We start from the raw sequence: 14,037 nt of genomic DNA, 5'->3' as shown, positions 1-14,037 counted from the left end.
ATGTTGCGACCAGCATGGGTGCCTGAACGGACGGACGAGAGACGGCGGTGATCGCGGTATCGACCAGTGTCGCGTTGGGCGCAGGGATCGTGCTCGCACTGCTTGTGGCGGTGTCCGTCGTCGCGCTCGCCAAGGGCCTGCGCGCGCGGCGTGATGCGGCCGAAATTCGCGACACCGCGCTCCGGCTGAAGGTACAAAGCGATGCGTCGCCTGCGCGGGCAATGCTGGTGCGTGCCGATGGGCGCATCGATGCGGGATCGGCGCTGGTCGGATGGCTGGGGCTGCCGTTTCCACCTGAGACGTTGAGCGATCTTTCACGCGACGACGATGGCATCGAACGCGACGACATCGCTGCATTGACGAGCGATGTTGCCGCCGCGCAACGGGCGGCGCGGCCGTTCCGGCGTCAGGTTCGGGTGCAGGGGGCTAAGCGTGCCTTGCTCGCGGTCGGTGACCGTGCGCCATCGGCGTTGAATGCGCCGGGCGGGGTGCTCGTCTGGTTCTTCGATGCGACCGAGGTGCAGGGAGAAGTGATCCGCCTCGATGGCGAATTGCGCGATCTTCATTCGGCGTTCGACGCGCTCGCCGGACTGATCGAGGTCGCGCCGCTGCCGATGTGGTATCGGGACCGCGACCTGAAACTGGCGATGGTCAATTCCGCTTATGTCCGCGCGGTCGAGGCGGAAAGCGCGGGTGATGTGGTGCGCCGTCAACTCGAACTGATCGAAGGCGAAGGGGTGGGCGGGCCGCTGGCCCAGCCGTCAAAGGCACGCGAAGCCAGCCAGCCGCTGGTCAGCCATATGCCCGCGACGATCGACGGCGCGCGCCGGATGATGCGCATCCATGACGTGCCATTGCCCGGTGGCGGTACGGCGGGCTTCGCGGTCGATATCGACGAACTCGAACAGGCGATGGGCGGGCTGAAACGGTTCGCGAAGGCGCAGCGATCGATGCTCGACCTGTTGTCGTCGGGCGTGGCGCAGTTCAGTCCCGATCGCACGCTGACCTTTTGCAATCAGCCGTTTCGGCGGATGTTCGCGATGCGGACCGAGTGGTTGGCGGATCGCCCCGAATTCGACCGGGTGCTGGAACGGATGCGCGAAGCCAAGCGCGTGCCGGAGGTGCGTGATTTTCCAGGGTGGAAGGAAGAACGCCGTCAATGGTTCCTGGCGGGCGAGGGCGCGATCGAAGAGGCGTGGCATTTGCCCGGCGGCATTCATTTGCGCGTCGTCGCGCAGCCGCTTCCCGAAGGTGGTTTGTTGCTGATTTTCGAGGACCGGACTGAGCAGGTCCAGCTTGCCTCCGCGCGTGACACATTGCTGCGAACGCGGAGCGCGACTTTCGACAATCTGAACGAGTCGATCGGGGTGTTCGGGGCCGATGGGCGCTTGTTGATCTGGAACAACAAATTCCGCACCGTTTGGGGATTCGAGGAAGAGTTTCTGGCCGGGCATCCGCATGTCGATACGCTGGCAAAGAAGGCGGCGCGGCAATTGGCCGATCCGCGGCGATCGACGCTGATCGGCGAGCTGGTGCGCTTTGCGACCGCCGAACGGATGCAGCGCGGTGGGCGTGTACAGTTCGGCGATGGCCGCCATTTCGATTTCGCCGCAGTGCCACTTCCCGACGGCAACGCGCTGTTCACGATGCTCGACGTCACCGACAGCCGTCGGATGGAGCGCGCGCTGCGCGACCGCAACGAGGCGCTGGAAGCCGCAGATCAGGTCAAAACCGCATTCGTCGCCAATATGAGCTATGAATTGCGCACGCCGCTCACCTCGATCCAGGGGTTCGCCGAGATGATCCATGGCGGCTATGCGGGCACGCTGAGCGAGAGCGGACGCGACTATATCGAGGCGATCCTGAATTCGGTCATCCGGCTGGCGGCGTTGATAGACGACGTGCTCGATCTGACCCAGAACGAGGATTCGATCCCCGACAAACGCCCGGTCGATCTGGAACGGCTGGCCCATGCCGCGATCGAACCGGTGGCCGAACGGATCAAGGCCAAGCGGATCGACCTGGCGGTCGAGATCGACGGCAGTGCGGGTGCAGTGGCGGGCGATCAGCGCCGGTTGCGCCAGGCTGTCGAGCATGTCGTCAGCCATGCGGTGATCGGTACGCCGTTTGGCGGCCGGGTATTGCTTCACATCGACGGCACCGATGCGGAGGCGCGGATCATCGTGTCGGACAACGGCCCCGGCCTGTCGAAGACCGAGGTCGATCGCGCGTTCGACCGGTTCGCGCGGCACGACATCGCGCGCGACGACGAACGACCTCTGGGGTTGGGACTGCCGCTCGCGCGACGCTTCGTCGAGGCGCATGGCGGGCGCATCGAGATGCTGTCCGAACCGGGACAGGGGACGATGGTGTCGATCACGGTGCCGCGCGGATGAGCGCGCTGACGCTTGTGGATGGACAGGCGTCGCATGACTTCGGCGCGGCACTGGCGTCGGTTGCGCGACCCGGCGACCTGATCGCGCTTTCGGGGCCATTGGGCGCGGGCAAGACCAGCATTGCGCGCGGGCTGCTCGCGGCGCTGGGCCTCGAAGAAGAAGCGCCGTCGCCGTCGTTCGCGATCGTGCAGCCCTATGCACCGCCGGAAGTCGCCTTCCCAGTGCTGCACGTCGATCTCTACCGGATCGAGGATGTGTCGGAACTGGCCGAACTGGGACTGGACGAGGCGCGCGAGGACTCGCTGCTGATCGTCGAATGGCCCGAATTGGGCGGCGTCGACCGGTGGCCCGAAGCGCTCATCCTGTCGCTGGCGCTACGCGAAGACGGGGGGCGTGGCTTGACAGCGCAAGTGCCCGCGTCATGGAAGGACCGATGGCCTTTGACATGATTCCGCCCGATGCGGCGTACGATTTCCTCGATGAAAATGGTTGGCACGACGCTCTGATCGAGCCGGTCGCGGGCGATGCGTCGTTCCGCCGCTATTTTCGGGTGCGCGATGGCGAGCGCGTGGCGATCCTGATGGACGCGCCGCCGCCGCACGAAGACCCGCGTCCGTACATCTCGATCGCGCGCTGGTTGGGCGAGCGGGGCTTTCGCGCGCCGACGATCCATGCCGAAGACTTGTCGCATGGCTTGGTCCTGATCGAGGACTTTGGCGATGCGCGGATGCGCGAGACCGTCGATGCCGAACCGGCGCGAGAGGATGCGCTCTATGCGCAGGCGATCGACCTGCTGGTGGCGCTCCGCGCGCATCCCGCCGCGGCGGTCGATCCGTATGACCGTGCGACCTGCCAGCGCGAGGCCGGGCTCATGACCGAATGGTATTGTCCGGCGATCGGACTCGACGTCGATCTCGCAGGTTATGAGGCGGCGTGGGACGCGGTCCTCGAAGGCGTGGACAGCGTGCGCGATGTGATGGTGCTGCGTGATTATCATGCGGAAAACATCATGCTGCTGGACGATGGTGCGATCGGTCTGCTCGATTTTCAGGACGCGCTGGCGGGGCATCCCGCTTACGACCTGGTGTCGCTGTTGCAGGACGCGCGGCGCGATGTGCCCGAGGGCGTCGAGACGGCGATGCTGGATCGCTATCGCACCGCGACCGGAGAGGGGGACGCGTTTACCGCCGCCTATCATGTGCTGGGCGCGCAGCGGAATGCGAAGATCATCGGTATCTTCACCCGGCTTTGGCGGCGCGACGGCAAGCCGCGCTATCCGACCCTGTGCCCGCGCGTCTGGGGATATCTGGAACGCGATCTGGCGCATCCGGCGCTCGGTCGCGTAAAGGCCTGGTTCGACGCCAATATTCCCGCCGACATGCGCGGCGATCCGATGGCGATTGCCGCGAAATGATCCGTCGCCTGCGCCCCAATCCGAAGGTCCCGGTGCCCGAAACCGCGATGGTGATGGCGGCGGGGCTGGGCAAGCGGATGCGCCCGCTGACCGCGACCCGGCCCAAGCCGCTGGTCGAAGTGGCGGGCAAGGCGCTGATCGACCATGTGTTCGACCGGCTGCGCGGTGCGGGGGTGAAACGTGCGATCGTCAACGTCCATTATCTGGCCGACGCGATGGAAGCGCATCTGAAGGCGCGGGTGAAGGACATCGATGTCGTCGTCTCCGACGAACGCGCGCAATTGATGGAAACGGGCGGCGGACTGGTCCAGGCACGCGAGATGATCGGCGACCGGCCGTTCCTGTGCGTCAACAGCGACAATTTGTGGGTGGACGGACCGATCGACGCGATCGTGCAACTGGCGCAGCATTGGGACGATCAGGCGATGGACGCGCTGTTGCTGTTGGTGCCCCACGCGCGCGCGCATTGTCATGGCGGGCAGGGCGATTTCCACCTCGACGCGCATGGCCGGATCGTCAAGCGCCGCGCGCCCGGACGGCTCGCGCCATTCGTGTTCACCGGCGTTCAGATATTGTCGCCGCGGGTGATCGCGGACTGGCCAGAGGGGCCGTTCTCCACCAATTTGTTCTGGCAGCGCGCGATCGACGCCGGCCGCGCATACGGCGTCGCGCATAGCGGCCTGTGGTTCGACGTCGGGTCGCCGCCCGCGATCAAAGCGACCGAGGCGATGCTGGCCGATGGGTGAACGCAGGCATCCTGCGCTCTACACCATTCCGAGCCACCGGGCGTTCGGCGACGCGCTGGCGAACGGCCTGATCCGACGCTTCGGCAGCGACCCGATGGCGCTGGCCCGCGGTCTGGTACTGCTGCCCAACAACCGCGCGCGGCGCAGCATCAGCGATGCGTTCGTGCGTGCGAGCGGGGGTGGGTTGTTGCTGCCGCGGCTGGTGGCGATCGGCGATCCCGAACTGGATGAAAGCGTCGGCTCTTTGCTCGATGCGGCGGACGATGTCGACCCGGTGCCGCCCGCGGTCGATCCGCTTCAGCGACGGATGATCCTGGCGCGGCTGGTGAGCGAAGCGCGTGTGCGATCGGGCACCCCGGTCGATGCGGGCGAAGCGGTGCGGCTGGCGGGCGACCTGGCGCGCACGCTCGACCAGTTGCTGGCCGAGGAAGTCGCGCCTGACCGACTGCGTGAGATCGAGCTGACCCCGGAATTGTCCGAACATTGGCAGCGTGCGCTAGAGTTGTTCGGTATCGTGCTGGATGCGTGGCCGCGCGAACTCAAGCGGCTGGGACGGATCGATCTCGCCACCCGGCGCTCGCGGTTGCTGGCAAAGGTCGCGCAGCGTTGGCGTGAGACACCGCCTGCGGGTTTCGTCTGCGCCGCAGGGATCGCAACCTCTTCGCCTGCAGTGGCCAAATTGCTGCGCAGCATTTCAGAGCTGCGCGACGGCATGGTCATGCTGCCCGGTCTGTCGATCGAGATGCCCGACGATCAATGGGAGGCGCTGGGGCCACACGCGCCGGACCCGGTTTCAGGGTTTGCCAAGCGGTCGATCGAAACGCACGCACAGTTCCATATGAAGCTGCTGCTCGACCGGATGGGCGTGGCGCGGGGCGAGTTCAAACGCTGGCGCGACGGCAGCGAGCATGACGCGCCGCCTGCGCGTGGGCGGGCCATCGCCAATGCACTGGCACCCGCCGAATTCACCCATCATTGGACCGACCTGCCATCGGGTGAGCGTCAGTTGAAGGACGTATCGGTGGTCGAGGCGCCGACGCCTGCCGCCGAAGCCCAGACGATTGCCATCGCGCTTCGCGAGGCATTGGAGACGCCCGGGCGAACCGCGGCGCTGGTGACGCCCGACCGGGCGCTCGCAAGGCGGGTGGCGGCCCACTGCGCGCGCTGGGGACTGACGATCGACGATTCCGCAGGGCAGCCGCTATCGGCATTGCCGCCGGGCACGCTGTTGCTGGCCATCGCCGAGGCAGCAGCGCAGCGATTTTCGCCCCTCGCGTTGCTGACGTTGCTCAAACACCCACTGGTCATGGCGGGCGAGCGACGCCCTGCGTGGTTGGAAGGGGTCCGCGCACTAGACCGCGTATTGCGCGGGCCGCGTCCGGCAGCGGGCTTGCGCGCGATCGACCGGCATCTGGCGGAGGGCGATGCGCGTACGCTGGGGTTGCGACAGGCGGCGTCGGGCTGGTGGCGCGATGCGCGCGAATTGCTGGCGCCGATCGAGGCGGCAGTCGCGCGGGGGCCGCAACCGCTCCCCGATCTGATCGCGATGCTGCGCGAGGCGGCGAGTGCGCTGGCCGGGGATGCGGTCTGGGCGCGACCCGAAGGACGGTCGGCGGCGGAACTGATCGACGCGCTCGAGACCGAGGGGGCACATGGCCCGTCGTTGGTCGATCCCGCCAGCCTGCCCTCGATGTTGCGAACCCTGATGGACGAGCTCGCGGTGCGCCCGCCGCAAGGTGGGCATCCCCGGCTGGCCATCTATGGTTTGCTCGAAGCACGGTTGCAGACCGCCGACCGGATGATCCTGGGCGGATTGAACGAAGGGGTGTGGCCGCCGCTCGCCGCGCCCGATCCCTGGCTTGCACCGCGCATCCGCAGCGAGCTTGGCTTGCCGGGGCTTGAGCGGCGCATCGGGCTGTCGGCGCATGATTTTGCGGGCGCGCTTGGCGCACCCGAAGTGATGCTGACGCGGGCGCGCCGCGATTCGACCGCGCCGACGATTGCGTCGCGCTTCTTGTTGCGGCTGACCGCGCTATCGGGCGGATTGAAACGGGCAGGCGATGTCGAAAACTGGGCGGCGGCGATCGATCGCGCGGCGGAGCATATCCCCGCCGACCGCCCCGCGCCGGTGCCGCCTGCGATGTTGCGCCCCAAAAAGATTTCGGTGACCGAAGTCGATCGGTTGAAGGCCGATCCCTACGCCTTCTACGCCCGCCGCATCCTTGGCCTGATGTCGCTTGATCCCGTCGACGCCGATCCCAGCCCGGCGTGGCGCGGGACGGCGGTGCATGACGTACTGGAGCATTGGGCGCGCGAAGATGGCTGCGATCCGGCCAAGCTGCGTCCCCGCGCGCTGGCAATGCTGCATGATGAGCGCACTCACCCGATGCTGCGGGCGTTATGGGCACCGCGCCTGTTCGAGGCGATCGACTGGATCGCGACCAGGATCGTCGAACAGGAAGGCGAGGGGCGCGTCGTGCTGGATGTCGAGCGCGAAGGCGTGATCCCGATCGCGGGCGTGGAACTGCGCGGGAAGTATGACCGGATCGACCGGATGCCCGACGGCACGCTCGCCGTCGTCGATTACAAGACTGGACAAGCGCCGTCGCCAAAGGCCGCAAAGGCGGGATTCACGCTGCAGCTCGGGCTGCTCGGACTGATTGCCGAGCGCGGCGGGTTTGTGCCCGTCACCGGAAAAGTGGCCGCGTTCGAATATTGGTCGCTTGCCAAGCACAAGGACGGTTTCGGAAGGATCGTCTCTCCGGTCGATCCCGCGGGCAAATACGACAAGCTGCTGCCGCACGAATTCATTCCCACCGCGACCGAGCATTTCGCCGACGCGGTCGGTCGCTGGTTGACGGGCAGCGAAGCGTTCACCGCCAAGCTGAAGCCCGAATATGCGCCCTGGTCCGACTACGACCAGTTGATGCGCCGCGACGAATGGTATGGCCGTGACTGACGCCCATAAGCCGACAAGGCCGCTCCCCACGCTGATCGGCAATCAGGCCGCCGCCAGCGATCCCGCGTCGCACGTCTGGCTCGCGGCTTCGGCGGGTACGGGCAAGACGCAGGTGCTGTCGGCGCGCGTCTATCGCCTGCTCCTGCGCGGGGTGGATCCGGGTGCGATCCTGTGCGTGACCTTCACCAAAGCGGGCGCGGCGGAAATGGCCGACCGGATCAACGACCGGCTGGCGCGCTGGGTAAGGATGGCCGAGCGCGATTTGAAGGCCGATCTGATCGCGCTGGGCGAAGACCCCGAACCCGCGATGCTGGCACGCGCGCGGACGCTGTTCGCGAGGGTGCTGGACGCACCGGGCGGGGGCATCCGCATCCAGACGATCCATGGCTTTTGTCAGACGCTGCTTTCGTCCTTCCCGATGGAGGCGGGGCTTGTCCCCGGTTTCCGCCCGCTTGAGGCGCGCGAGGAAGCGGTGATGGCGCGCGAGGCGCTGGCCGCGATGCTGGTCGATGAAGCGGCGATCGGACGCACGACCAATGCCGACGCGATCGGCGCGCTGAGCCTGCGATTGGGGGAGGGGGCGGCAGAAGCCTTCCTGCTGGCTTGCGCCCGTGCCCCCGACGCGATGGCCGCGCTGCCGAGCGGTATCCGGCCATTCCTTCGCCGCGCGCTCGACTTGCCATCCGGCGATGTCGAGGCGGCGCTCGCGGCGGCGTGCGCAGACGATGTGTTCGATACGGCGTCGCTACGGCGGATTGCCGATGCCAACCACATTTGGGGCACTGCGACGGGAGCAGCCCATGCCGAGATCGCGGCGCGCTGGTTCGCCGCCTCGTCGGAAGACCGTGCCGTGATGATCGACGACGTGCGCGGCATCGCTCACACGGCAAAAGGCGAAGCGCGCAAATATTCGCCGAAACTGGTCGCCGCCGATCCCGACTATGCCGAACTTGCGGGCGATCTGGGCGACGCCTGTGCCAAGCTGGCCTCGATCCGCGCCCGCGCGGGGTTCGCTGACCTGCTCGCGCAGGCGCTGGCGGCGGGGCGTGCCTATGCCGACAGCTATGGCCAGGCCAAACGCCGCGCAGGCGCGGTCGATTTCGGCGACCTGATCCGTGAAGCGGTGAAACTGCTCACGCAGCCCGGCATCGGCGAATGGGTGCGGTTCAAGCTTGATCAGGTCACCGACCATGTCCTGATCGACGAAGCGCAGGACACCAATCTCGACCAGTGGATGATCGTGGCGGCCATGGCCGATGAGTATTTCGCAGGCGAGGGCGCGCGTGGTGATCGCCACCGTACGCTGTTTACGGTGGGCGATTACAAACAGGCGATCTTCGGCTTTCAGGGCACCGACCCGCTCTTTTACGACGCCGCGCACCAGAGGTTCGTGCGGATGTCGGAGGCGGTGCCGATCGAGGCGGAGATGCCGCGGCTTTCTACGCTGTCGCTGACGCACAGCTTTCGTTCGACTCGCCCGATCCTCGAATTCGTGGATGCCGCCGTCGCGGCGATGCCCGAGGGCGGGATGGGCAGCTATTCGGACGCCCAGGTCCACGCGAGCGAGGTGAAGGGGCCGGGCAGTGTGACGCTCTGGACGCCGACCATGCCGATCGCGGCTGATCCGGAGGACGAAGAGGGCTGGGTCGACGATGCCGTTCGCGCGCATGCCAAACGCATCGCGCGGCATATCCGCGGCCTGATCGATGGCGGCGCGGTGCTGGGCGCGAAGGGCAGGGCACTGGCGCCGGGCGATATCATGGTGCTGGTCAAACGGCGCGGCGAACTCGCCTCGCTGATCGTCGCGCGGCTCTATGCGGAGGGTGTGCCGGTCGCAGGGGTCGATCGGTTGCGATTGAACGCGCCGCTCGCGGTGCAGGATCTGCTGGCGGCGGTACGCTTTGCGCTCCAGCCAGAGGATGACCTGAGCCTTGCGAGCCTGCTGGTCTCCCCGCTGATCGGCTGGACGCAGGACGAACTGATGCTGGCCGCACCACGCGCGCGCGGAAGTCTCTGGCGGCATTTGCGCCAGACGCAGCCGCCCGAACGGCTCGCACCCTTGCACGCCATCCTCAACCGCGCCGATTTCGACACGCCCTATGTTTTTCTCGAGGCGATGTTGTCGGGCGATCTTGATGGACGGCGCAAATTGCTCGAACGGCTGGGCGAGGAAGCACGCGATCCGATCGAGGAATTGCTGAGCGCCGCGCTGAATTTCGAAAAGCTGGCGACGCCTTCGCTGCAACGCTTCCTCGACTGGTTCGACCGCGGTGAGGTGGAGATCAAGCGCGATCCTTCGCAAGGGGCCGACGCGGTGCGGGTGATGACCGCGCATGGGGCAAAGGGATTGCAGGCGCCGCTCGTCATCCTGGCCGACGCGACTATTGATCCGGACAATACGGAGCGCGCTGTCCTTGCTTGGAAGCCCGCGGATTTTGAGGGGCCAGCTTTCCCGATTTTTCGCCCGCGCGGTGGAGAGAAATCCGAGGCGCTGGAAGTGCTGGTAGCCGAGGCCGAACGACGCGAGTTAGAGGAACACTGGCGGCTATTTTATGTGGCAACCACTCGGGCTGAAGAGCAGCTTGTTGTCAGTGGATGGCTTACTCCGAGGCAGGACGGCAAGATTCCCGAGCGAAGCTGGTACGCCGTGGCGGCGGCGGGCTTCGACGGGCTTGGCATTACGAAGCCCGAGGAACCCGACACCCGGACTTTCGAAGGGACGGCACCCCAACCGGCTATGTCGCGACGTTTGGCGGAAAGGCCGGCGCAGATCGATGCCTCCGCGTTGCCCGACTGGCTGCGTCAGGCTGCGCCGCAGGAAGCTCGCCCGCCGCGGCCGCTGGCACCCTCGGCGATAACCGAAGACATGGTCAGCGATCCGCCCCCCGGCCCCGCGATGCGCGCGGCGGCGGAGCGCGGACGCTTGCTCCACCGCTTGTTCGAGCGGCTACCGGCCGTGTCCGCCCCCGACCGTCGCGATGTCGCGGTCCGCTGGCTGGAGCGCGCGTGCGGGGTGGAGGATGCGGTTGTCCGAAGCGCACTGGCCAATGATGCGCTGGCTGTGATTGAAGACCCGCGTTTCGCCGATCTGTTCGGCCCCGATGCGTTGGCCGAAGCGCCGATCGCCGCGGTGGTCGACGGGCTGGTCGTGGCCGGCACGGTCGATCGCCTGTTGGTCGAAGACGCTCGCGTCCGCGTGGTCGATTTCAAGACGATGCGCCGCGCACCGTCTTCGCAGGACGCGGTGCCCGACGCGCATATTCGCCAGATGGCGGCCTATGTCGCGGCGTTGCAGGTGGTGTTTCCGGGGCGGGTGGTGGAGGCCGCGTTGCTCTACACCGCTGGCCCCAGCCTGTTCGTGATCCCCTCCGACCGCCTCACCGCCGCGAAGCCGGGCTTCGCGCCCGTGGAGCAAAGCTTGCCCGATAATGGTTGAGACCGGCGACCGCGCTCCATAGATATATTCCAACCCCTTATTCCAGGAGATTACCCCATGGCCACCAAGGCGATCAGCGATACGAGCTTCGACACCGACGTCATCAATGCCGACAAGCCCGTGCTCGTCGATTTCTGGGCGGAATGGTGCGGCCCGTGCAAGATGATCGGCCCGAGCCTTGAGGAATTGTCCGAGGAATTGGGCGAACGGGTGACGATCACCAAGATCAATATCGACGAAAATCCCGACGCACCCGGCAAATACGGCGTGCGCGGTATTCCGACGATGATCTTGTTCAAGAACGGCCAGCCCGCCGCGACCAAGGTCGGGGCCGCGCCCAAGAGCCAGCTCAAGGCATGGCTTGAGAGCGAGCTTTAAGGCCGGATGAGGCACTCACCCCGGAGCGGTCCGGGGTGAGCATGACCATCAATCCGCTTTTTTGAGGTGCCGTCGTCCAAGCAATTCGGCGATCTGCACCGCGTTCAGCGCCGCGCCTTTCCGCAGATTGTCGGACACGCACCATAGTGCTAGCCCGTTCTCCACGGTCGAATCGTCGCGAACCCGGCTGACGAAAGTCGCATATTCGCCGACGCACTCGACGGGCGTGACGTAACCGCCATCCTCGCGCTTATCGATCAGCATGATGCCGGGGGCCTCGCGCAGGATCTTCTGTGCGTCCTCAGCCGACAGCTCGTTTTCCATTTCGATGTTGATCGCTTCCGAATGCCCGACGAACACCGGCACGCGGACGCAGGTCGCGACGACCTTGATCTTCGCACCCAGGATTTTCTTCGTTTCGACCACCATCTTCCATTCTTCCTTGGTCGATCCGTCGTCCAGGAAGCTGTCGATGTGCGGGATCACGTTGAATGCGATCTGCTTGGTGAATTTGGTAGGGAGCGCGGGGTCGCCCACGAAGATGTTGCGCGACTGTTCGAACAGTTCGTCCATCCCCTGCTTGCCTGCGCCGGACACCGATTGATAGGTCGCGACGACGACGCGTTTGATCGTCGCGGCGTCGTGGATGGGCTTCAGCGCGACCACCATCTGCGCGGTCGAGCAATTGGGGTTGGCGATGATGTTGCGCGCCTTGTACCCGTCGATCGCTTCCGGATTCACCTCAGGCACGATCAGCGGCACGTCCGGGTCCATCCGGTAGAGCGACGAATTGTCGATCACCGTGCAGCCCGCAGCGGCGAAGCGCGGCGCGTGGACCTTGGTCGCCTCTGACCCGATTGCGAACAGCGCCATGTCCCATCCGGTGGGATCGAAATGCTCGATATTCTGGATTTTATACTTGCGGCCGGTTTCGCCGAAATCGACTTCCTCGCCGGTCGAGCGCGAAGACGCGAGCACCGCCAGTTCAGCAATCGGAAATTCGCGCTCGGCCAGAATGTTGAGCATTTCGCGCCCGACATTGCCCGTGGCACCCGCGACGACGACCCGATAACCCATGATGCGCTCCGATGTGATTTGAGGGTGGCGCTAGGCGCGATGCGGCGCACAAGCAAGCAAGGGGTGTTTTGGGTGAAGCAAAGCTCAAGTTCGTCCCCGTGCCGGGGAGGATTTTTCTAGCTCGCTTCGGCTGGCCGGGTCGTCCACCCCAGTCTTGGGATCGCTATCGACCGCTTGCCCGCCAGATCAGTCCGCGTGACGATCAACTCGCGGCCTTCGATATAGCTGATCAGTCGCCGCGCGCGGCCCAGCGAACTCGTTCCGTACACCGCTGCGATCTCCGCATCGGTCGGCGTCGGCTCGCATTCCTTGGCAGCGCGCGCGACCAGCAAGAAGGGGCCGAGCATGTCGTCGGGCAATTCCTTGGCCACATCGAATGCAGGCGCCCATTCGTCGTCGATCCCGTCGATGATGCCGGCACGCGCCGCCGACAGACGCCGCACGAACTTGGCGAGGTCCAGGGGTGGGCGGGCGAGGCCCTGCATCCGGCAGCGGACCTGGAAATCCTGAAACAGAACCGCGCTCTGCCGCATCGCCGAATCCGGTTCCTCGACGATCGCGCGCATCACGTCGGCGACGATCGGTTCGGCGTCCATCGCATCGAACAATTCCGGTGGCGGCGCCGTCGCGTCTTCGGGCGGTCGGATGTCGGACAGCAACTCCTCCACCGGTTTCGGCGGCGGCGGGGGCGGCACGTACAGCGGCGTGGTGTCGGCGATCGGCGCGAGCAGCATATCCTTGAAGTCGCCGTCGGGGGCTTGAGGAAGCGGCACTAGCTTGGGGCTGCCGCTACGCGCTGACGTCTCCACCGTGCCGATCGTCACGCCGATCGGTCGGCGCGACACGGCGGGGCCGAGCGCGAGGAACGTGCCCCTCTGCAAATCGCGGATTTGTTCGGCCTGCCGCCGCTCCATGCCCAGCAGATCGGCGGCGCGTGCCATGTCGATGTCAAGGAAGGTGCGCCCCATCAGGAAGTTGGACGCCTCCGCCGCGACATTCTTCGCCAGCTTCGCCAGACGCTGCGTGGCGATCACGCCCGCCAGCCCGCGCTTGCGGCCGCGGCACATCAGATTGGTCATCGCAGACAGCGATGCGCGGCGCACCTCTTCCGCAACTTCGCCGCCCGATGCAGGGGCGAACAATTGCGCCTCGTCCACCACCACCAGCGCCGGATACCAATGCTCGCGCGGCGCATCGAACAGCGCCGACAGGAACACCGCCGCACAGCGCATCTGGCCCTCGGCTTCGAGCCCCTCGAGACTGAGCACGACCGATGCGCGATGCTCGCGGATGCGGCGCGCGAAGGCGACGATCTCACGCTCGGAATAATCGACCGCGTCGATCGAGACATGGCCGTAGGCATCCGACAGCGTGACGAAATCACCTTCTGGGTCGATAATCACTTGCTGCACGCGGCCGGCGCTTTTCTCCAGCAGGCGGCGCAGCAGATGCGATTTGCCCGACCCTGAATTGCCCTGGACGAGCAAGCGGGTCGCGAGCAATTCCTCCAGGTCCATCGCCACCATCCGCCCGGCGGAATCGACCCCCATGTCCACTTGCACCGTCATCGGGTGAGCCTGTGCCGGATGGGGGGTGGCGGGCGCAAGGGGGCGACCGCGACTTTCGCTTCG

The 14,037-nt window shown here is 66.2% G+C and carries 9 protein-coding genes; 7 read left to right on the top strand and 2 right to left on the bottom strand.

Annotation, left to right across the window (positions count from 1 at the left end; genetic code table 11):
• Window positions 1-47: 47 nt before the first annotated feature.
• Genes ENHY17A_RS09155 through trxA form a run of 7 tightly spaced genes read left to right on the top strand, consistent with a single transcriptional unit; the run spans window position 48 to window position 11,329 of the window.
• Window positions 48-2,396: a sensor histidine kinase gene (locus tag ENHY17A_RS09155; RefSeq protein WP_159712081.1), complete on the top strand. Its 2,349-nt coding sequence runs from the start codon at window positions 48-50 to the stop codon at window positions 2,394-2,396.
• The gene (tsaE, locus tag ENHY17A_RS09150) at window positions 2,393-2,845 is read left to right on the top strand and encodes a tRNA (adenosine(37)-N6)-threonylcarbamoyltransferase complex ATPase subunit type 1 TsaE (protein ID WP_159712079.1); all 453 of its coding nucleotides are present in this window, start codon (window positions 2,393-2,395) and stop codon (window positions 2,843-2,845) included. Before ENHY17A_RS09155 ends, tsaE begins: the two co-directional genes overlap by 4 nt.
• A complete protein-coding gene (locus ENHY17A_RS09145; RefSeq protein ID WP_201296440.1) occupies window positions 2,842-3,810 on the top strand; it encodes an aminoglycoside phosphotransferase family protein in 969 nt (322 codons plus the stop codon). The genes tsaE and ENHY17A_RS09145 overlap by 4 nt, the downstream gene beginning before the upstream one ends.
• Window positions 3,807-4,556 carry a nucleotidyltransferase family protein gene (locus tag ENHY17A_RS09140; RefSeq protein WP_159712075.1) on the top strand — a complete coding sequence of 250 codons (750 nt, stop codon included), beginning with the start codon at window positions 3,807-3,809 and terminating at the stop codon, window positions 4,554-4,556. Before ENHY17A_RS09145 ends, ENHY17A_RS09140 begins: the two co-directional genes overlap by 4 nt.
• A complete protein-coding gene (addB, locus tag ENHY17A_RS09135; protein ID WP_159712073.1) occupies window positions 4,549-7,515 on the top strand; it encodes a double-strand break repair protein AddB in 2,967 nt (988 codons plus the stop codon). Before ENHY17A_RS09140 ends, addB begins: the two co-directional genes overlap by 8 nt.
• Window positions 7,502-10,951: a double-strand break repair helicase AddA gene (gene addA / locus ENHY17A_RS09130; RefSeq protein WP_159712071.1), complete on the top strand. Its 3,450-nt coding sequence runs from the start codon at window positions 7,502-7,504 to the stop codon at window positions 10,949-10,951. Before addB ends, addA begins: the two co-directional genes overlap by 14 nt.
• Before the next feature lie 57 nt (window positions 10,952-11,008).
• On the top strand, window positions 11,009-11,329 hold the full coding sequence (gene trxA, locus ENHY17A_RS09125; RefSeq protein ID WP_159712069.1) for a thioredoxin TrxA: 321 nt from the start codon (window positions 11,009-11,011) through the stop codon (window positions 11,327-11,329).
• 48 nt (window positions 11,330-11,377) lie between these two features.
• Here trxA and ENHY17A_RS09120 read toward each other — a convergent pair whose 3' ends face one another.
• Both ENHY17A_RS09120 and ENHY17A_RS09115 read right to left on the bottom strand, forming a co-directional pair.
• Window positions 11,378-12,406 carry an aspartate-semialdehyde dehydrogenase gene (locus tag ENHY17A_RS09120; protein ID WP_159712067.1) on the bottom strand — a complete coding sequence of 343 codons (1,029 nt, stop codon included), beginning with the start codon at window positions 12,404-12,406 and terminating at the stop codon, window positions 11,378-11,380.
• 116 nt (window positions 12,407-12,522) lie between these two features.
• Complete coding sequence (locus ENHY17A_RS09115) at window positions 12,523-13,974, bottom strand: ATP-binding protein (protein ID WP_159712065.1); 1,452 nt, start codon at window positions 13,972-13,974, stop codon at window positions 12,523-12,525.
• Between the last annotated feature and the right edge of the window lie 63 nt (window positions 13,975-14,037).

The organism is Sphingomonas sp. AX6, assembly GCF_902506605.1.
Lineage (GTDB): Bacteria > Pseudomonadota > Alphaproteobacteria > Sphingomonadales > Sphingomonadaceae > Sphingomonas.
The sequence above is the reverse complement of the archived record's forward strand: the minus strand, read 5'-3'. Positions and strand labels throughout refer to the sequence as shown.